The 18668-nt window shown below is 34.0% G+C and carries 18 protein-coding genes and 1 pseudogene; 3 read left to right on the top strand and 16 right to left on the bottom strand.

What is annotated here, in order from left to right:
• From UIB65_RS08290 to UIB65_RS08245, 10 genes are all read right to left on the bottom strand, one after another.
• A partial coding sequence (locus tag UIB65_RS08290) for a hypothetical protein (protein ID WP_330040870.1) occupies nt 1–211 on the bottom strand: 211 nt, incomplete at its 3' end.
• A gap of 58 nt (nt 212–269) precedes the next feature.
• On the bottom strand, nt 270–419 hold the full coding sequence (locus tag UIB65_RS08285) for a hypothetical protein (RefSeq protein WP_330040869.1): 150 nt from the start codon (nt 417–419) through the stop codon (nt 270–272).
• Between the two features lie 18 nt (nt 420–437).
• Nucleotides 438–575, bottom strand: coding sequence for a hypothetical protein (locus UIB65_RS08280; RefSeq protein WP_330040868.1), 138 nt, complete (start codon nt 573–575; stop codon nt 438–440).
• 12 nt (nt 576–587) lie between these two features.
• Nucleotides 588–842, bottom strand: a complete 255-nt coding sequence (locus UIB65_RS08275) for a hypothetical protein (protein ID WP_330040867.1) — start codon at nt 840–842, stop codon at nt 588–590.
• A gap of 349 nt (nt 843–1191) precedes the next feature.
• On the bottom strand, nt 1192–2895 hold the full coding sequence (locus UIB65_RS08270) for a hypothetical protein (protein WP_330040866.1): 1704 nt from the start codon (nt 2893–2895) through the stop codon (nt 1192–1194).
• A gap of 635 nt (nt 2896–3530) precedes the next feature.
• Nucleotides 3531–4349 carry a DUF368 domain-containing protein gene (locus UIB65_RS08265; RefSeq protein WP_330040874.1) on the bottom strand — a complete coding sequence of 273 codons (819 nt, stop codon included), beginning with the start codon at nt 4347–4349 and terminating at the stop codon, nt 3531–3533.
• A 183-nt stretch (nt 4350–4532) separates the two neighbouring features.
• Nucleotides 4533–7421 carry an excinuclease ABC subunit UvrA gene (gene uvrA, locus UIB65_RS08260; protein ID WP_292882755.1) on the bottom strand — a complete coding sequence of 963 codons (2889 nt, stop codon included), beginning with the start codon at nt 7419–7421 and terminating at the stop codon, nt 4533–4535.
• Between the two features lie 111 nt (nt 7422–7532).
• A complete protein-coding gene (gene uvrB / locus UIB65_RS08255; protein ID WP_330040864.1) occupies nt 7533–9497 on the bottom strand; it encodes an excinuclease ABC subunit UvrB in 1965 nt (654 codons plus the stop codon).
• 5 nt (nt 9498–9502) lie between these two features.
• A complete protein-coding gene (locus UIB65_RS08250) occupies nt 9503–9799 on the bottom strand; it encodes a hypothetical protein (RefSeq protein WP_330040862.1) in 297 nt (98 codons plus the stop codon).
• A 1-nt stretch (nt 9800) separates the two neighbouring features.
• Nucleotides 9801–10715 (bottom strand): ribose-phosphate diphosphokinase, encoded by a 915-nt coding sequence (locus UIB65_RS08245; RefSeq protein WP_330040861.1) that lies wholly within the window; start codon nt 10713–10715, stop codon nt 9801–9803.
• A 91-nt stretch (nt 10716–10806) separates the two neighbouring features.
• On the opposite strand from UIB65_RS08245, the gene UIB65_RS08240 reads away from it, so the two are divergent.
• Complete coding sequence (locus UIB65_RS08240; RefSeq protein ID WP_330040860.1) at nt 10807–11319, top strand: hypothetical protein; 513 nt, start codon at nt 10807–10809, stop codon at nt 11317–11319.
• A 19-nt stretch (nt 11320–11338) separates the two neighbouring features.
• Here the strand turns inward: UIB65_RS08240 and UIB65_RS08235 are convergent, their stop codons facing one another.
• The 4 genes from UIB65_RS08235 to UIB65_RS08220 are packed head-to-tail and all read right to left on the bottom strand — an operon-like array spanning nt 11339 to nt 13979.
• A complete protein-coding gene (locus tag UIB65_RS08235) occupies nt 11339–11707 on the bottom strand; it encodes a zinc ribbon domain-containing protein (RefSeq protein ID WP_330040858.1) in 369 nt (122 codons plus the stop codon).
• A 32-nt stretch (nt 11708–11739) separates the two neighbouring features.
• Nucleotides 11740–12249 carry a GNAT family N-acetyltransferase gene (locus tag UIB65_RS08230; RefSeq protein WP_330040857.1) on the bottom strand — a complete coding sequence of 170 codons (510 nt, stop codon included), beginning with the start codon at nt 12247–12249 and terminating at the stop codon, nt 11740–11742.
• A 30-nt stretch (nt 12250–12279) separates the two neighbouring features.
• Nucleotides 12280–13281: a GGGtGRT protein gene (locus tag UIB65_RS08225; protein WP_296804445.1), complete on the bottom strand. Its 1002-nt coding sequence runs from the start codon at nt 13279–13281 to the stop codon at nt 12280–12282.
• A gap of 5 nt (nt 13282–13286) precedes the next feature.
• Complete coding sequence (locus UIB65_RS08220; RefSeq protein WP_296804446.1) at nt 13287–13979, bottom strand: hypothetical protein; 693 nt, start codon at nt 13977–13979, stop codon at nt 13287–13289.
• A 207-nt stretch (nt 13980–14186) separates the two neighbouring features.
• On the opposite strand from UIB65_RS08220, the gene UIB65_RS08215 reads away from it, so the two are divergent.
• Entirely contained in the window at nt 14187–14669 is a 483-nt protein-coding gene (locus UIB65_RS08215; protein WP_330040856.1) for a hypothetical protein, read from the top strand.
• Here the strand turns inward: UIB65_RS08215 and UIB65_RS08210 are convergent.
• Both UIB65_RS08210 and lonB read right to left on the bottom strand, forming a co-directional pair.
• Nucleotides 14655–16079: a Mur ligase family protein gene (locus UIB65_RS08210; RefSeq protein WP_330040873.1), complete on the bottom strand. Its 1425-nt coding sequence runs from the start codon at nt 16077–16079 to the stop codon at nt 14655–14657. The two genes, UIB65_RS08215 and UIB65_RS08210, sit on opposite strands and share 15 nt — an antisense overlap.
• A gap of 64 nt (nt 16080–16143) precedes the next feature.
• On the bottom strand, nt 16144–18024 hold the full coding sequence (lonB, locus tag UIB65_RS08205) for an ATP-dependent protease LonB (RefSeq protein WP_330040871.1): 1881 nt from the start codon (nt 18022–18024) through the stop codon (nt 16144–16146).
• Between the two features lie 498 nt (nt 18025–18522).
• Here lonB and UIB65_RS08200 point away from each other — a divergent pair.
• Nucleotides 18523–18648, top strand: a pseudogene (locus UIB65_RS08200) (NAD-dependent protein deacylase); the annotation flags it as partial.
• Between the last annotated feature and the right edge of the window lie 20 nt (nt 18649–18668).

Below are 18668 nucleotides of genomic sequence, written 5' to 3'. Positions count from 1 at the left end.
CCTCTCCGGGAGGCAGCAATTTTTCGCTTAATGTGGAGTTATCCTTAAAGTTGTAATCAGCTACAAATCTTGAGATATCAAGGGAATCTCCTTCATGCCTGAACTTTATATTTCCAACAAATTCAGGTTCCCTTTTATGGTTCAGCGCACCTTTTGGAGAACCTATCGGATATAGCTTCCACTGTTTTTTTACTTTCTTTAAAACTAGCATTGATAATATTATATATTTAATTGTTAATTAAGTTAATCTCCAGATTCAAATTGAATATCTACAGATATTCACCATGAGGCCTTGAAACTTTCAGTGCCAAGTCATCAGACTTCCAACTGCCACCGTCAAAGGCAGGGTCATAACCGCAATTTTCACAGTAAGGCTCATTATCCGCCAGTATTGAACTGCATTTTGGACAAATTTTCATATTATCCCCTCAAATTAGTTATCTTTTTCGTTTATCTATAAGCTCTGGCTTTTCGCCGGATTTATCCCAATACTTATTTAGTTCCATTCCACAGTTGACGCATCGTGTTGCACTGTCACTGTTCGGATAGCTGCAGAAAAAACATTGCTTTGTCATAATTAACACCACTTACATGTCCTCCAGGATTTCTTCCAGTTCATCCTCATCAACAAATCCTAATTTTAAATCATCAAAATCATACCCCAATTCATCCAATGCCTCTTCAACATCCCTTTTGTCATAATCAAAACCGTTAACTGTGACCCTGTCAGAATCATGAATTGAATTAACTTTATCTGTTCCACCACTTCCATCATAACAGCAATCAGGACAATAAGGTTCGCCTGCATCAACCCAAGAACCACATCTAGGACAAATTCCCATAATAATCACCATGTATTAATCTTGTTATTATCTTTGTCACGGATATATTTAATTGTTATTGCAAATTCCTAAAAAAAGGATATTGTTGAATAATAGACATCAATGATAGATACATCACCCAAATACAATATAAAAGATTAATTAAATCAAAAATATTTCACACCAACCTATTTAATCAATGCTACATTAACATTGAGAGCAACCATTTCAAAATATAGTTTTGAAAAACGCTAAAATATATATAAAACACTTCAAAGCAAAGCAAAACTAAAAAAAATCCTTGCATTAATGTTTAAGAATTTAATCAATAAAAAAAAAGAGAAAATTAAAGGAAAATTAATCTCTTCCTTTAATTAACAATCACATTTACCTTTTTGGAAGTTCCTTTGAAATATTTATCACCTGCAAACTTAATTGTTCCAACAAATGTGCCTTTTTTATTCAAATTTTTAACTTTAAAGACAACCTTACCTTTATTGTTGGTTTTGACTTTGTAGGTTTTTCCTTTGATTTTCAAAGTAACTACTTTGCCTTTCAATAGCTTTTTGCTGTTGAATTTCACTACTGCAACAACATTCTTGACTTTTGCACTGGCTTTAGCTTTTACTGTTTTTGCAGCTATTTTGGTTTTTGCTTTTTTAACAACCACTTTGACATTGTTTTTACTGGAAGCCTTATAGACACTGTCTCCGGCAGATTTGATTGTTGCCTTGTAGGACTTAGGAGCCAAAGTTGAAATGTCAATTGAAACTTTACCTTTACTGTTGGTTTTCAAGGTTTTTGAAATGCTTCCAACTTTAATTGTTACTTTTTTACCAGATACAAGACCTTGATGGTCTTTTAATGTAATTATAAGCTTTTTACCTGATTTGTACGCTGCAGTGACAGCAGATGCAATGATTTTTGGTTTATCCTTTGTGACATTTAGAGTAAATATCTCGGACAAATAGTCATATTCATTTTGTTTGTCTTCGAAATTAATAGCGTATAAAACGATGATTTTATGTGAACCTTCTGAAAAGCGACCTAAGTTAACTTTACGCCCGCCTTTTACCCAGAAGTCTTTCATATTACTGCTCCATAGGTCAATGACAAAATTACTTTCAGATTTTCCAGGTTCCAGATGAGGATCAATCAATGCAATTAATCCCCCATGGATTACATACTCTTTATCTTTTGTTTTGTTTGTGGAAAGTGTAAGATATATATCCTGACTAGTTAAAGCAGTGGAAGGCATGCTGACATCAATTGGTGTCTCTTTGGTTAAAGTGGAGAATGAAGCCTCATAAAGCACAATTGCATCATTTAATTTAATTGTTACAACATATTTGCCTAGTTTTAGGCCTTCCAATATATCAAGGAAACTTTGATTAAAATCAGCGAATTTGAATTCTCCAGTAACCAATTTTATTGTAGCCGCTTTTATACCATTGATATATAAAGCCAACTCATTGTTTAGCAATGGATTAATAATATTTGTTTTGATAACAGGTAAATTTTTTTCAATAAAATTCAACAGTTCCAAAATTGTAAAGCCTTTTTCTCCAGCCCCAATATTTATGTCATTACCTATGCTTTTTCCCAAGATGTTGTCACTGCCATAAACTTCAAATCCGACAGCAGATTTTTCACTTTGGTTAAAGCTGTCATGTCCGCTAAATGCTAATGTTTCACCGAATACTTCAGTATTCTCGTTTTTCAGAGTGTCTTCATCATTGATATCTTTCAATTCATCGTTGAAAAATTCTTGTTCTTTAGATGATACCATTACAGTGCCGTTTGCATTATCTGGAATTTCAACACCAAAATTGTCCTCTTGAATGGAGGTGTCGGTGCCGTACTCCCTTTCATCATCAATACCCTGCACATTGTCTTGACTTAATTCATTTGACCCTCCATCCACCATGGCACCTGCCTGAGATTCACCAACAATCACATCATCATTGCTGTTTTCAAGAGCAGATGCATCAATATCTTGTGACGCACTAACTGCACCAAGTGTTAAAACTGCAAGTAACAGGAGCGTTACAAACATTATCTTTTTAAATTTCATAATACCACATATTTTAAACATGTATTTTCAGATTATTTCTTATCAAGTTTGTTTAAAATATTGGGAATAATATTGCAAACAATTGAAGTCCGAGTGTCATGTTTTCCCAACCAATTTCAAAACAAACATTGTTTAATCAAAAGATATATATCTATATGTTTTGTATAATATATAACTTATACAAATGACAATCACCGATTCATATTTAAGGGCTTTGCCAGTATATGTTTTTTCTTAATTTTTATTATTTTTATCATTTAACTATCTAATTTTTCTTTATTTTCAATGTAAATTATTTTCATAACTTTAATTCGATATAACTTCATAAATGATGGATGAAAAGGTAACTATTGATCCAATAGAAGTAAAACTCAATGCATCAGAATATGGGAATGTTCCCGAAGTGCCCAACAGCAAATGGTTGATTTCAATTTAGCAATAATTATTCGTATTTTTATAAATGAACAATTGAACTCAAAATACAGTATGCAATTGGATTATAACACTATATGCATAAGGAATATTCTTTCCTTATTTTTTTCTTTTTTAAGGGCTAAAAAAAATAATTTTGTGATAAAAAAAAAACTTGCACAAAATCCACAAAATTTTTAGTAAGGTGCTATGTTTTGCACACCCTACTCAATGTAATCAAATTTTGTCTCTAAAATAATGATTAACGCAAAACCAATTACTGCAATAATCAAACATGGGAAAAGTCCTGAAAAATTTAAACCGGTAGATTCTATGATTTCCACTGCAGGAACCTTTAAAGACCCAAGCATAACACCAATAAGAAATGCCATTGTGACGTTTTCATGGTTTTTAAGCAGATAATTTAAGATTTTTGAAAATCCGAGAATCCCTATCAAAGCACCTACAACAAAGGTAATGATTTCTGAGAAATGAAACTCATGAAGTGCTGTCAACATGTATTCATATTGACCTAAAAGCAATAATAAAAATGATCCTGAAACACCAGGCAAAATCATTGCACATATAGCTATCATACCTGAGAAGAATAATACAATCAATGAATGATTGGCGGCCATCGGATTTAGACTTACAAATATGTATGTTAAAACGGCACCAATTACGGCAAATATAATATTTACTAAATTAATTTCATTTAATTTCTTAAATAGAATTACTGCTGAAGCTATAATTAAACCTAAGAAAAATGAATAAGTTAAAGCAGTATGAACATCCATACAATAGGTAACAACTTTTGCCAATGTTAAAAAAGCAATTCCAATACCTAAAATCAATGGAATAAAGAATTTGAAATCAACCTCTTCCAATATGCTATTAATACAACCTCTGCCATCTCCTTTAAGCAATGGTTTTATAAATCCAAACTTAATATTACTTATCGCTTCCACTAAATGTCCATAAATTCCGGTAATTAATGCAATTGTTCCTCCAGAAACTCCCGGAACAATATCCGCCGAACCCATAAGGACACCGCGAATAAAAATTAAAAATGCTTCCTTTAAATCAAAACTCAATTTATCACCTAAAATAATTATTAATATATTTGATTTAATTAATTAAATAATTTATCTAAAAAAAAGAAAAATAGAATAATTCATAACTAAATTAACAGTAACTAAAAAGTAGAAAAATAATATAAGAAAAGATTATTTTCCTATATCTTCCACCAGTTCTTTTGCATAAGGAGTAATATTCTCATCAAGCATACGTTCCAGGAACTGACCAGTGTAAGTACCAGCCTCAGCAATCTCTTCTGGTGTTCCAGTAGCAATTACTTCACCACCACCATCTCCACCTTCAGGACCAAGGTCAATGATATGGTCTGCAGTCTTGATAACATCCAAATTATGCTCAATTACTACAACAGAATTGCCTGCATCAGTTAGTCTAGCAAGAACCTCCAGTAATCTTTTGATATCTGCAAAATGAAGACCTGTAGTAGGTTCGTCCAAAATGTACAATGTCTTGCCAGTACTGGATCTTGAAAGCTCTTTTGCCAGTTTAATCCTTTGAGCTTCACCACCCGAAAGTGTTGTAGCAGGCTGACCTATCTTCATATAACCCAAACCTACATCATATAATGTCTGAAGCTTTTTAGTAATTTTTGGAATGTTTTCAAAGAATTCCAATGCCTCTTCAACAGTCATTTCCAAGACTTCATAAATATTTTTACCCTTATACCTGATATCCAAAGTCTCTTCGTTGTATCGTTTACCTCCGCACACCTCACATGGGACATAAACATCTGCCAAAAAGTGCATTTCAATCTGAACGATTCCATCACCGGAACATGCTTCACATCTTCCGCCCTTAACGTTGAATGAGAATCTTCCAGGCTTATATCCTCTTGCCTTTGATTCTGGAGTATTTGCAAACAGATCACGGATATCTGTAAACACACCAGTGTATGTAGCAGGATTTGATCTAGGAGTCCTTCCGATAGGTTTTTGGTCAATTGCAATTACCTTATCAATATTTTCCAATCCTTCGATTTTATCGTATTTTCCAGCAAACATGAATTTTTTGGACAATTTGCCATGTGCTCCCTTGTATAGAATTTCATTGATTAGACTACTTTTACCCGAACCGCTGACACCAGTAACACAGGTGAATTTACCTAATGGGATTTCAACATCAATGTCTTTAAGGTTATTTTGAGCAGCACCTTTGATTTCAATGAATTGGCCGTTTCCTTCACGCCTATCTTTAGGAATATCAATCTTTTTAGCTCTTGAAATATATTGGCCTGTAATTGAATCAGGATTCTTCATAATCTCCACTGGAGTTCCCTGAGCAACCACCTTACCACCATGCTCACCGGCACCAGGACCTATGTCTACAACATGATCTGCTGATAAAATAGTTTCTTCGTCGTGTTCAACAACCACCAGAGTGTTTCCCAAATCTTTAAGTCTTTTTAACGCTTCAATAAGTTTAATATTGTCCCGTTGATGAAGACCTATACTTGGCTCGTCCAAAATGTACAATACACCCACCAAACCAGAACCAATTTGAGTGGCTAAACGAATCCTTTGGGCTTCCCCACCGGACAATGTACCTGAAGACCTTGACATTGACAGATAATCAAGACCTACTTCAACCAAAAAGCTTAATCGCTCTTTAATTTCCTTTAAAACTTCTTTTGCAATGAAATTTTCCCTTTCAGTCAACTCCAAATCCTGGAAAAATTGATAAGAGTCTTTTATTGCCAAATCACAAACATCAATGATTGATTTTCCACCAACAGTAACGGCCAAAACTTCAGGCCTTAATCTTTTTCCATCACAAACGTAACATTTCCTATCAGACATGAATTTGGAGAGGTATTTTCTTGAATAGCTTGATTTGGTTTCAAAATATAATCTTTGCATTCTTGGAACAACACCTTCAAATCTACGATTCACCATGTAAGATTTATTTCTTCTTTTAAAGTTGAATGGGATTTTTTCATCACAGCCGAAAAGAATTGTATCCTGATATTTCTTATCAAGTTCTTCAAATGGAGTGTCCATGCTGAAATTAAAATGTTTTGAAACTGCATCAAGCATTTGGAAATAATAATTTTCCCGTTTAGCTGAACTTGCCCAAGGTACGATTGCACCTTCATTTAAAGACAATGATTTGTCCGGAACAACTAAGTCCGGGTCAATTTCCATTTTAGAACCGATACCATTACATTCAGGACATGCACCCTGCGGAGCATTGAATGAAAACATCCTTGGAGTTAGCTCTTCAAAGTTTATTCCACAATCAACACATGCAAAATGCTCTGAATATTTTTTTTCATATTCTTTATCACCATCATCAAACAATACTGTGATTAGACCTTCTGAAAATTCAGCTGCAGTCTCCAATGAGTCAACAAGTCTCCTTTTAAAATCGACATCCTTACGGATTTTTAATCTATCTACAACAACATCAATATTGTGCCTGTAAGTTTTTGCAAGAGATATGTCTTCTTCCAAATCCCTTATTTCATCATCAACACGAACCCTTACGAAACCTTTGTTTCTCAAATCATCAAGCACATCTTTGAATTGGCCTTTCTTATCCCTTACAATAGGAGATAAAATTTGAATTTTAATTCCTTCGCCTTCTTCAATTATTGATTCTCCTATTTGACCAATGGTTTGATGAGAAACTTCTTTTCCACAATTAGGACAATGCGGAATACCAATTCTTGCAAATAATAATCTTAAATAGTCATAAATTTCAGTAATTGTTCCTACAGTGGATCTTGGATTTTCTCTTGTTGTTTTTTGGTCAATTGAAATTGCAGGAGATAATCCTTCAATTGACTCCATTTCAGGCTTTTTCATCTGCCCTAAAAATTGTCTTGCATAAGCTGATAATGACTCAACATATCTACGCTGTCCTTCAGCATAAATTGTATCAAAAGCCAATGAAGACTTACCTGATCCACTAATACCAGTAATTACAATAAATTCATCTCGGGGAACACTTACATCAATATCCTGCAGATTATGCTCACGTGCACCCTTAATGATAATCTGTTTTTTAGATTCTTCAGCCATAATACACTCCTAAAAAAAATTAGTTATATAATATTAGAACAATCTCATTTATAAAGTATTTTAAAGAGCATATGAAAAGTAATATTTCACCACCCTAAAAAAAAAATGAGATTATTTATCGAACCCTTTTAAAGCATAAAGTTTGTTTCTTAAATCAGCAGCCCTTTCAAAGTCAAGTCTTGCAGCTGCATCCTTCATATCCTTTTCCAAATCACGTATTAACAAACGAAGCTCATCTTTTGGCATTGTACTAACATCTGCTCCAATGCCTTTGTATTTTTCATCCTCTTCTGCGAGTTTCTCTTTTAAAGTTCTTTGAGTTGACTTTGGAGTGATTCCATGAACTTCATTATATTTCATCTGCAGTTTACGCCTTTTAAGGGTAATGTCATATGCATTTTTAACCGAATCGGTCATGTCATCCACATACATTATTACACGGCCGTTTACATTTCTTGCTGCACGCCCGATTGTCTGTATCAAAGAAGTTTCATTTCTTAAAAATCCTTCCTTATCTGCATCCAAAATAGCCACCAATGACACTTCAGGAAGATCCAAACCTTCCCTTAAAAGGTTTACACCAACCAACACGTCAAATTTACCCCTTCTCAAATCATCAACAATGTCAATTCTTTCCAAGGTATCGATTTCAGAGTGCATATATCTTACCTTTACACCGATTCTCGCATAATAGTCTGTCAGATCCTCAGCCATTCTTTTTGTTAATGTAGTAACCAATACCCTTTCATCCTTTTCGGCAGTTAATTTAACTTCCTTAAGCAAATCCTCTACTTGGCCTGTAACCGGCCTTATCAATACTTCCGGGTCGACCAATCCAGTTGGTCTGATAATCTGCTCTACGACATTTCTTGATTTTGCAAGTTCGTATTGACCAGGGGTTGCTGAAACATATATTATCTGATTGACTGAAGATTCAAACTCGTCAAATCTCAATGGACGGTTTTCCTTAGCGGAAGGCAATCTGAAACCATGTTCAACCAAGGTTTCCTTACGTGCCCTGTCCCCATTATACATTCCTCTGATTTGAGGAACTGTAACATGAGATTCATCAATGATTGTTAAAAAATCATCCGGGAAATATTTTAAAAGAGAATATGGTTTTTCACCCCATTCACGCCCGGACAAGTGCATGGAATAGTTTTCTACACCCGGACAGTACCCCATTTCCTGAAGCATTTCAATATCAAAACGAGTTCTCTGCTCCAATCTTTGAGCTTCGAGCAATTTTCCCATTGAGTTTAATTCTAAAAGCCTATCATTTAATTCCTGTCTGATTTTTGAAAGTGCAACATCCATTTTGTCCTGCCCCACTACAAAGTGCTTTGCAGGGAAAATCATGTATCTTTTAAGGCTTTCCTTCTTTTTACCTGTAACCTTATCTATTAAGCTAATGGCATCGATTTCATCACCAAACAGTTCAATTCTAATAGGAGGAGTTCCATGAACTGGATTAATTTCTATAACATCTCCCCTAACTCTGAATTGACCCCTGTCAAATTCAATGTCATTTCGCTCATACTGCATAAAAATAAGTTTAGCTATTATTTCAGACCTGTCATAAACATCACCGACAGCTATTCCAAAAGCAAATTCACCATAATCTTCAGGAGAACCAATACCATAGATACAACTTACACTACTTACTACAATAACATCATCCCTTGAAAGAAGGGATTGAGTTGCAGAGTGCCTCATTATATCAATATCTTCATTTATTGAAGCTTCCTTATCAATAAATGTATCTGTTCTTGGCACATATGCTTCAGGCTGATAATAATCATAATAACTAACAAAGTACTCCACTGCATTATCCGGAAAGAATTCCTTAAATTCTTCATATAGCTGTGCTGCTAAAGTTTTATTATGTGAAATAACAAGGGTGGGTTTTTGAACCTTTTCAATAACATTTGCCATTGTAAATGTCTTACCTGAACCGGTCACTCCCAAAAGAGTCTGTTCTTTTATTCCCTCATTAATCCCATCGGCTAAAGAATTAATTGCCTTTGGTTGATCGCCCAGTGGTTTATAGGGAGAATTTAATTTGAATTCCTTCATGATATCTAATTTGCAATGGAAATATTAAAGCTAATATGGACATATCTTGGAGCACAGCAAGGAATTACCTTTTCATCCCTTATTGTTAAATCCCCATAACCGCTCAATTCCTTTTTTAAATCTTTTTTGATGTCTGAAACAACATCATCATTATAAATTCTTAAAGATCCTAAAAATACTGTTTTAGCAGCCATATTCATTACTGATACACTTTCAACAATATCTTTTTCAGCATATTTTGCTAAAATATTATTTGATTTATCCACCAGCTCTTCTTTAATTTTAACTTTATCAATTGGCATTTTATTCCCTCAAGGCATCAGCAATACTTTTTGCAATGGAAACACGTGATGTGTCTGAAGACAAACTGTTTGTACCAATTATCTTATTAGCTCCTGCCTCATAGATTCTTGTAGCACCATTATTTGTTAAAATCGGATGCACACAGCATACATCTACTGAAGATGCCCCATACTGTTTTAGGATATTTATTGCATTTACAATTGTTCCTCCAGTGGCAATTATATCATCCACAATAATTGCATGCATTCCTTTTACAGAATCAATATTAACAGTATTGTCACTTTCACTGTCGCATCTGACATCCACAATTCTGGTTTCTACCTTATCCGGACCTAAACGTACTTTAGTTAAATAAGTACAGTCGCATCCAATTATTTCAGAAATTTCCTGTGCAAAGCCATATGCTCCTTTATCAGGGGCAATAATTAACGGTTTTTCATCAGATTTCTTAAAATATTTCTTATTTAAGTATTCGGCTATAGCAGGCATTGCTGAAACATTTTTTGCAGGAATATCAAAGAAATTCAAAACACATGCCTCATGAATATTGAATGTAATGAATTCATCTGCACCTGCTGCCTGAATTAAATTACAAATTGTCTTTGCTGAAATTGATTCACCAGGGTTAAAACGTTTTTCCTGCCTTGCATATCCCATATATGGAACGACAGCCCTTACTTTTTTAGCTCCCAAATCCTTAAGGGTGGAAATTATAAAGAGCAATTCCATCAAATTTTCATCTTGAGGATATCCTGTTGACTGGATGACAGTCACTTCATCTTCAATATCGCCGTTTATTCTCAAATATCTTTCTCCATCCGGAAACTTTTTAGTTTCAACATAACTTACTTCCTCACCAAGTTCACGAGCAACATGAGCTGCCAAATCCTGAGAAGCTGAACCACCAATAATCACAATATCACCAAATATTTTATTAATAATTATTATGTTTTTGATAATTAAAAAAGTTAAGTATTAATATTTAAAGAGATTATAAAATTTAAACATGAAAAAAATAGCTTTAATTATATTGGTGATTGTGGCTATAATATTTGCGTTATTGGCAACAACAATTTTCAGCCCAATTCTTATAGTTGCTGAAGATACAGGAGAAGATGCCAGTATCGATATGGCTGCCAAATTTTCCATTATAGGATATGACTGGGTTTATCCCGGAAGTTCAGTCAATGCTCAAGGTCAAACATTGCATAATGTTCATATAGACAACCCAAAAGATCCATATGGAGCTGCACGTGACATCATGACTTACAGCTACAATTATACACCACATATAATTGCCAGCGTAAACAATGACGCAGCACAGGCAATATTCGGCAATTCCATTGTAGATGATATCCGTGCAAACGATGCATACAACGGTTATGCTGGAAATGAAAATGTTCCCGGAACAATGGATAGGGGAGATGCAGTGGATACTGCAATGAGCAAAAACGGAATGAACATATTCCAAGTACCAATACAAATTTTAATGGGAAATATTAGATTTATTTTTGTATAATTTCCCCTTTTTTTAATTTTTAATGCAGCATAATATAAAAAGACAAACCTACACCAACTGCAGAAATAATAAATTGTATTATTCCATGTTTTTTAAGCTCTTTAACAGGTGCCTGAAGCAAATAGAACGGCATGAAAAAGCCAAAAAAGGCAAAAACACTCAATGAGGTATTTTTAGCCAATAGACCAAAAATCACTCCACCCCATGATAAAAAAATAGTGACAAGATAAGAAATAAAAACAGCCTTCTTATTAATTTGCGGTTGCTGACCTGTGTAAACATAAACCTGTTTAGGCTTAAGCCCCTCAACTAAAGAGTTACCGCATTTAGCACAGAAATCATATTCATCTTTATTTTCAAATTGGCATTTATTACATATTCTAGTCATTAGATAAAGTTAATATTTTAAGGTATATAAAACTATTTTTCTAAAATCATTGCAACTTCCCTAAAAGTTTCACCCAGATAGTTAACGTTATCCAGTTCAGTATAATACCGGAAACCTAACTTTTCCAAAACTCTTTTTGACTGTGTGTTCTCAATCCTATATGTTGCATAAATCTGGTTGATATCCAAATCATCAAAAGCATGATTTATTATAGCTTTTGAAGCTTCAACAACTAAACCTTTACCCCAATACTCTTCCGCTATCCAGTATCCGAGCTCTCCTGATCCATCACCCCAATAATGATTTCCATCAGGATGAATCAAAAGGCCAACACAACCAATTGGAATTTCATTGAATGTTATGGCATAAGTTTCCTTTTTATTGAAAACTGTATTTATAATGGTTAAACTATGTTCGATACTTTCATGTGGTGGCCAACCTGCTATTGGACCTATTTTAGGATTTTTTGCAAAGTGATATAAACTTTCGGCATCGCCTTCTTCCCAAGGCCTTAAAATTAGATTTTCAGTTTTAAAAATCATATAAAAAAAAGATAAATAAGAGATAAACTCTTATTTTTTCATAGCTTTTTCAACAGCAACAGCTACAGCAACACTTGCTCCAACCATTGGGTTATTACCCATACCAATCAGTCCCATCATTTCCACGTGAGCAGGTACAGATGAAGAACCGGCAAATTGAGCGTCTGAGTGCATTCTTCCCATGGTATCAGTCATACCATAAGAGGCAGGACCTGCTGCCATGTTATCAGGATGTAATGTTCTGCCTGTTCCACCACCAGATGCAACGGAGAAATATTTTTTACCTTGTTCAATGCATTCTTTCTTGTATGTTCCTGCTACAGGATGTTGGAAACGTGTCGGATTTGTTGAGTTACCAGTGATTGACACGTCAACGCCTTCCAGATGCATAATAGCTACACCTTCCCTTACATCATCAGCACCATAGCATCTTACTTTTGACCGTTCACCATCGGAGTATGCTTTTTCTCGAACTACCTTAACTTCACCAGTAAAGTAATCAAATTCAGTTTGAACATAAGTAAATCCATTGATTCTTGAAATGATTAATGCAGCATCCTTTCCAAGACCATTTAAAATAACTCTTAATGGTTTTTCACGTACTTCATTTGCAGAGTTTGCAATTCCAATAGCTCCTTCCGCAGCTGCAAAACTTTCGTGACCTGCAAGGAATGCGAAACATTCACTTTCATCACTCAAAAGCATTGAAGCCAAATTACCATGACCAAGACCCACTTTTCTATCATCTGCAACACTTCCAGGAATACAGAATGCCTGAAGACCTTCACCAATAGCTTTTGCTGCATCAGATGCCTTTACACAACCTTGCTTTACGGCAATTGCCGCTCCAAGAGTATATGCCCAGCAGGCATTTTCAAAACAGATCGGCTGAACTCCTTTGACGATTTCATAAGGATCAAATCCTTTATCAAGACAAATTTGTTTTGCTTCTTCAAGGTCTTTAATACCATACTTTTCCAAAACAGGAATGATTTGGTCGATTCTTCTTTCATAACTTTCAAATAAACTCATTGCAATCACTCCTTCCTCGGATCAATTTTTTTAGCAGCATCATCGAATCTTCCGTATTGACCTGTTGCCTTTTCAATAGCTTCCAATGGGTCAACACCATCTTTGATTGCATCCAACATGACGCCCAGGTTAATATATTTATAACCGATTATTTCATCATCTTCATCAAGGCCAATTTCAGTAATGTAACCTTCAGTCAGTTCCAGATATCTTGGTCCTTTTTCCTTTGTGGAAAATATTGTTCCCACCTGGCTTCTGTGACCTTTTCCCAAATCTTCAAGTCCAGCACCAATTTGAAGTCCCCCTTCTGAAAATGCAGACTGAGTTCTTCCATAAACAATCTGTAAGAATAATTCGCGCATGGCAGTATTTATTGCATCACAAACAAGGTCAGTATTTAATGCTTCCAAAATAGTTTTTCCAACCAATATTTCACCAGCCATTGCTGCAGAATGTGTCATTCCAGAACATCCTAAAGTTTCAACAAGAGCTTCTTCAATTATTCCATCTTTAACATTTAAAGTTAATTTACAGCATCCTTGTTGTGGTGCGCACCAGCCAATACCATGAGTAAAGCCTGAAATATCTGATACTTCTTTTGCTTTTACCCATTTACCTTCTTCAGGAATTGGAGCCGGTCCATGATTTGCACCTTTGCGAACAGGACACATATTCTCAATTTCAGTTGAATAAATCATCTTTTTCAATCCTCAAAAATTTTTAAAATTTTAGATGTTAATATATTTGAATAATATATAATTTAATATTTTATGATGACCTTAAAAATAACCGCAATTAATATACCAAAAAAATCAAACTAAATTATGAAAGTATATATTGAATCTGTGAAATTTATAAACTTGAACATATGCTTTCAATATATGAAAAATACGAGGCTTTTTGTGATGAGAATTAATGAAACTATTAAAAACATTAGGGCTTCCTGCGATAATTATGTAGACAAAGATTTGGTAGCCACCATCATCCATGACAATTACTACATGGGGACAAACAACATTTTAGAATTCAATGAATACGGCATCGAAAAAGACGATTCATACGAAAAAAGAATCTTAAAAATTCTAAAGCATGAAAACATATTTCTGGCAGCTGGAATGTATACCTTCATCCCAGTCATTAACGAATGCGACATCTACTCAGTCAATGACTACAACATTAAACTTTCAGATGAAGAATTTGAAAAATATGCCAATGAAAAAGAAAGAATTTTCGGCATTATGATAAAAAAGGATTCAAATGATTTTATAATCGGCAGTACAGACCTTTGCGGGTGCAGCATTGACGCATCATTTAAAGAAATAGAAAAAAGCGATTTGGAATTTTACAAAAAAATAGAAGAGATAATAGATTCTTTAATTATCTATTAAATTTCTTTTTATTCTCTCCCACATTGCCTGTTCCTCACCACAACCTGTCATAATCACATAGTCATAGTCAGAATTGCGGGCAAGTTCAACTAATTTTTTAATTCTAACATCCATTTCACTATAACTTAACGGATAAAACTCGGCATCAGGATATTCTTCTTTAATTAATTCATAATATTCATGAGCCTTGTCAATAGATTCTCTTCCAGGAACAACAATAATATGGGCAGGATTCATGCTTTTTATGACTTCAAAATGGTCATCAAAGATTTCTTCCTCATCCACATCAGGAGTTGTGTAAATAAACTCAAGAGGTCCATCAACATACTGATTCATAAACATAGCATTGATTTTGGCAGCATCCCCATTATCTCCCTGACCAAGACCTACGAATTTGCCTCCTATGTCGACAACTTCAAATCTTCCAGGCGGAATGAATGACATGTCCAAATTGTTAAATACACTTTTTGAAGTAGATTCAATGTTTTCAACCTTAGGAGTGAATGTTGCATAAGTTGTAATTGAAGCCAATGTATTATAGATGTTATGAAAACCGAATGCCGGCACGGTTATGTCAAAGTTAAATTTAACATTTTTTGAAACAGTGTAATTGAATAAATCTCCATCTATAGTTAATTTCCATGAATCAGGATTGAATTCAACATCTGTGACTTTTACATTTAATTCAGGACGTTTAAAACCGCAGCTACAAGTATAAACTCCCCTGTGATTTAATATATATTTAGAATAGTTTAATTTTTCACCGCATCTAGGACATTCAACCGCATTACCATTGATATCTTCCACATCATCAGTTTCAATACCATAATAATTAACCTTTACATCATTTTCCTTATCAATTCCAAGCAGTGCAGTCCTTGGATCATCAGCATTAGTTACGATTACTCCCCTTTTCATCCCTTGTGACAATAATCTTTTAGCCTTGTAATAATCTTCAAAAGGATTTTTAACGCCAGCAACCTGCGCATGTTCTGGAGAGATAGTGGTATAAACTACACCTATCGGGTCAACAACCCTTTGAACTGTATCTGGAATTCCATATTTGATATTACGAATACCATATTCAAAAACACCCAAATCTCCTTTTTGTTGAATGAATGCAGAAGCAATTGCATTTATTGTATTACTTTCAAAACTACTTCTTATTTGAACATCAGATGATAGTAATTTAATTAAAAGAGTTGTTGTAGTTGTTTTACCATTAGTTCCTGTAAGGATTATTGAACCAATGCCCATATCCTTGGATAATTCTGAAACGGCATCAACACCAGCAATTCTTGTAAATAATATTCCTGCAAAACTTTTTCCACTTCCAGACCCTAATTTAGAAAATGGTCCTCCGACTTTAGCAATAAATTTTGCAACACTAATTTTAAAACTACTCATAATCTAACCTTTGAATAAAAAAATATATAAAAATTTGTATAAAAAAAATAGAAAAGATTAATCCAACCTAGTTAGTAGTTGGATTATTGATATTTGTTTGTGGAACTTTTTCAACGACTTTAGAACCGATATTTTTCATTTTTTCAATTAGGGAATCCTTTTTAGAACCGCTAATTAAAATGTTTTCCAAAACATCACTTAAAGTTTCAGTTGGAATGATTTCAATCATGTCTTCGTATTTTTTCTCAATCATAACATCTTTTAAGTTAGATTTAGGAATCAATACTTTTTTCATTCCAGCTTCTGCAGCCGCTTCAATTTTAGCAGTAGCACCACCAATAGGCATTACATCTCCACGTACATTAAGTGAACCTGTCAATGCTACAGTCTGGTCAATTGGAATTTCTTCAACTGCGGAAATAACTGCTGTTGCAATACTTACACTTGCAGAGTCACCTTCAACTCCATCATAAGTCTGGATAAATTGTACATGAATATCATAATCTGAAATATCCTTGTTAGTGTATTTTTTAATTAATGCACTTACATTCTGTACAGATTCCTGTGCAATTTCACCCAATTTACCAGTAGCTATGATTTGACCACCGTTTTTAGATTGTGTTGGTGCAGCTTCAGCAGCGATTGGAGAAACTATTCCACTTCTATCACCAATTACAGCAAGTCCGTTAACAAGACCCACTCTTCCACCTTCAGCGGAAACCATACTGTAATCTTTTCTCTGAAGGATGGATCTGTCTGCTATTTGCTGTTCTAAAGTTCTAGCAAATTTCTTAGCTTCATAAACATGTTCAGAAGTTACAAGTTTAGCACCTTTTTCGATAGCTACATCACCAGCGGACCTTACTAATCCACCAAGATCCCTTAATCTTAATGTCAATGCATTTTGCTTACCTGACCTTCTTTTTGCTTCCAGAATTATTTCATCCAACGCATCTGGAGCAAAGTGAGGAATCCTTCCATCATTTTTAACTTCTTGAGCAACGAACTGCACTAACTTTTCTCTGTTTTCAGTAGTATCTTCCATATAATCTTTCATGAATACTTCGTAACCGTATCCTCTGATTCTTGACCTCATTGCTATGTGCATTCCTTCAAGAACCTGCAGGTTACCTGATGCCACAAGAACAAAATCACATGGTGCAGATTGGGACCTTACCATTGCCCCACTTGAGTTTTCACTTTGACCTGTGATTGAATATTGCTTTTCTTGCATTGCAGATAAAAGCTCCTGTTGGGTTTTCATTGACATTGTACCAATTTCATCAATGTATAAAACTCCTTTGTTAGCTTTATGAATCATTCCAGCTTCTACACGTTCATGTGCTGGAGTTCCAAGACCTCCTGATTGGTATGGGTCGTGGCGGACATCACCTAATAATGCTCCTGCATGAGCTCCTGTTGCATCCATAAATGGTGCAAATCTTGACTCTTCATTATTTACCAATAATTTAGGAGACATATTATTTGTTTTAGGTTTAATTTGTATTGATATAAGTAAAATTAATGCAGCTGCTATGATGGATTCCAATAATCTGCCATACATAAATCCAATAACCAATACTCCACCAATAGCAAACATAGTGATAATAGTTTTCCTTTCTTCATGTCCTTTAGCTGAACTTTTAGTTGCCTTTACAATTTTTTTACCTTCACCGGCAGGAACAGTTCTTATTAAAGGATGATTGTTATCTTCCATATTAGGATAAACCAAAATATCCTGTAAAGTTTCATGAGGTAAAATTTGTGCCATTCCTTTAGCAAGCATTGATTTACCAACACCAGGGTCCCCTATTAACAAAACATTTCTCCTTTGTTTTGCCGCTTTTTTAATTGTCTCAATGGACTCCTCATGGCCAATAACTTGATCAATTAATAAAGGTGGAACATCAATATCCTGTGAGCTTTTTATATTATTATAATCCAACATCGGTTGAGTATCTTCACTAGAAGTTGATTCTTTTACTTCACCATCAACTATCACATCTTCAGAAGAATCTTCGATTAATTCTTGTTCTTCAAATTTCATAAAATAACCTCACTTCTATTAATAAATTCATCATTAAAAAATTAAGTTTGATATACTATTTAAATATTGTTTATTAAATATATAAAAAGGTTTCTATTTTAGTAAATAAAGGTTAGAAAAAGATTTGTATTTTTGAATACATCTTCTCTCTAGACATACATATTTTTATGCATCATCCATAAAGTAGTTATGCAATGTTTTCAACATTTTAAAAAATGTTCATATATTATTAAACGAACAAATTTCATATTATTTCCAATTAAGTCTAACAATGCTGTAACTAATTCAATTGTTAATGTTGATGGATGGTTTATAATCTTGACATTAATTATAAATTTACAGAATACCATAATTTATTAATAAGATATTATCTAGGAAAAAAGAAAATAATATTAATATTATTTCAATGGTGAAAAATTGGTGCTGATTAATAAAAGTGAAACTCCCTACGATAATTTGGAAACCCTAGTCATAAACGAAGCCATCGGAGAGACTTTGTCAATGATTGAAATATTTAAAAAATAGGAGTTGAAAAACTCCTAAAA

It is taken from the genome of Methanobrevibacter sp. (genome assembly GCF_036307625.1).
Classification (GTDB): domain Archaea; phylum Methanobacteriota; class Methanobacteria; order Methanobacteriales; family Methanobacteriaceae; genus Methanocatella.
This window is presented reverse-complemented; position numbering and strand designations above follow the sequence as displayed.

Excerpts from the sequence above, each read along its gene's own strand:
- lonB (WP_330040871.1), bottom strand. The coding sequence starts at position 18,024 with ATGTTGGATTATAATAATATAAAAAGCTCACAGGATATTGATGTTCCA.
- UIB65_RS08280 (WP_330040868.1), bottom strand. The coding sequence starts at position 575 with ATGACAAAGCAATGTTTTTTCTGCAGCTATCCGAACAGTGACAGTGCA.
- UIB65_RS08250 (WP_330040862.1), bottom strand. The coding sequence starts at position 9,799 with ATGCCAATTGATAAAGTTAAAATTAAAGAAGAGCTGGTGGATAAATCA.
- UIB65_RS08240 (WP_330040860.1), top strand. The coding sequence starts at position 10,807 with ATGAAAAAAATAGCTTTAATTATATTGGTGATTGTGGCTATAATATTT.
- UIB65_RS08265 (WP_330040874.1), bottom strand. The coding sequence starts at position 4,349 with ATGGGTTCGGCGGATATTGTTCCGGGAGTTTCTGGAGGAACAATTGCA.
- uvrA (WP_292882755.1), bottom strand. The coding sequence starts at position 7,421 with ATGGCTGAAGAATCTAAAAAACAGATTATCATTAAGGGTGCACGTGAG.
- UIB65_RS08225 (WP_296804445.1), bottom strand. The coding sequence starts at position 13,281 with ATGAGTTTATTTGAAAGTTATGAAAGAAGAATCGACCAAATCATTCCT.
- UIB65_RS08270 (WP_330040866.1), bottom strand. The coding sequence starts at position 2,895 with ATGAAATTTAAAAAGATAATGTTTGTAACGCTCCTGTTACTTGCAGTT.
- UIB65_RS08220 (WP_296804446.1), bottom strand. The coding sequence starts at position 13,979 with ATGATTTATTCAACTGAAATTGAGAATATGTGTCCTGTTCGCAAAGGT.
- UIB65_RS08230 (WP_330040857.1), bottom strand. The coding sequence starts at position 12,249 with ATGATTTTTAAAACTGAAAATCTAATTTTAAGGCCTTGGGAAGAAGGC.
- UIB65_RS08285 (WP_330040869.1), bottom strand. The coding sequence starts at position 419 with ATGAAAATTTGTCCAAAATGCAGTTCAATACTGGCGGATAATGAGCCT.
- uvrB (WP_330040864.1), bottom strand. The coding sequence starts at position 9,497 with ATGAAGGAATTCAAATTAAATTCTCCCTATAAACCACTGGGCGATCAA.
- UIB65_RS08275 (WP_330040867.1), bottom strand. The coding sequence starts at position 842 with ATGGGAATTTGTCCTAGATGTGGTTCTTGGGTTGATGCAGGCGAACCT.
- UIB65_RS08215 (WP_330040856.1), top strand. The coding sequence starts at position 14,187 with ATGAGAATTAATGAAACTATTAAAAACATTAGGGCTTCCTGCGATAAT.
- UIB65_RS08235 (WP_330040858.1), bottom strand. The coding sequence starts at position 11,707 with ATGACTAGAATATGTAATAAATGCCAATTTGAAAATAAAGATGAATAT.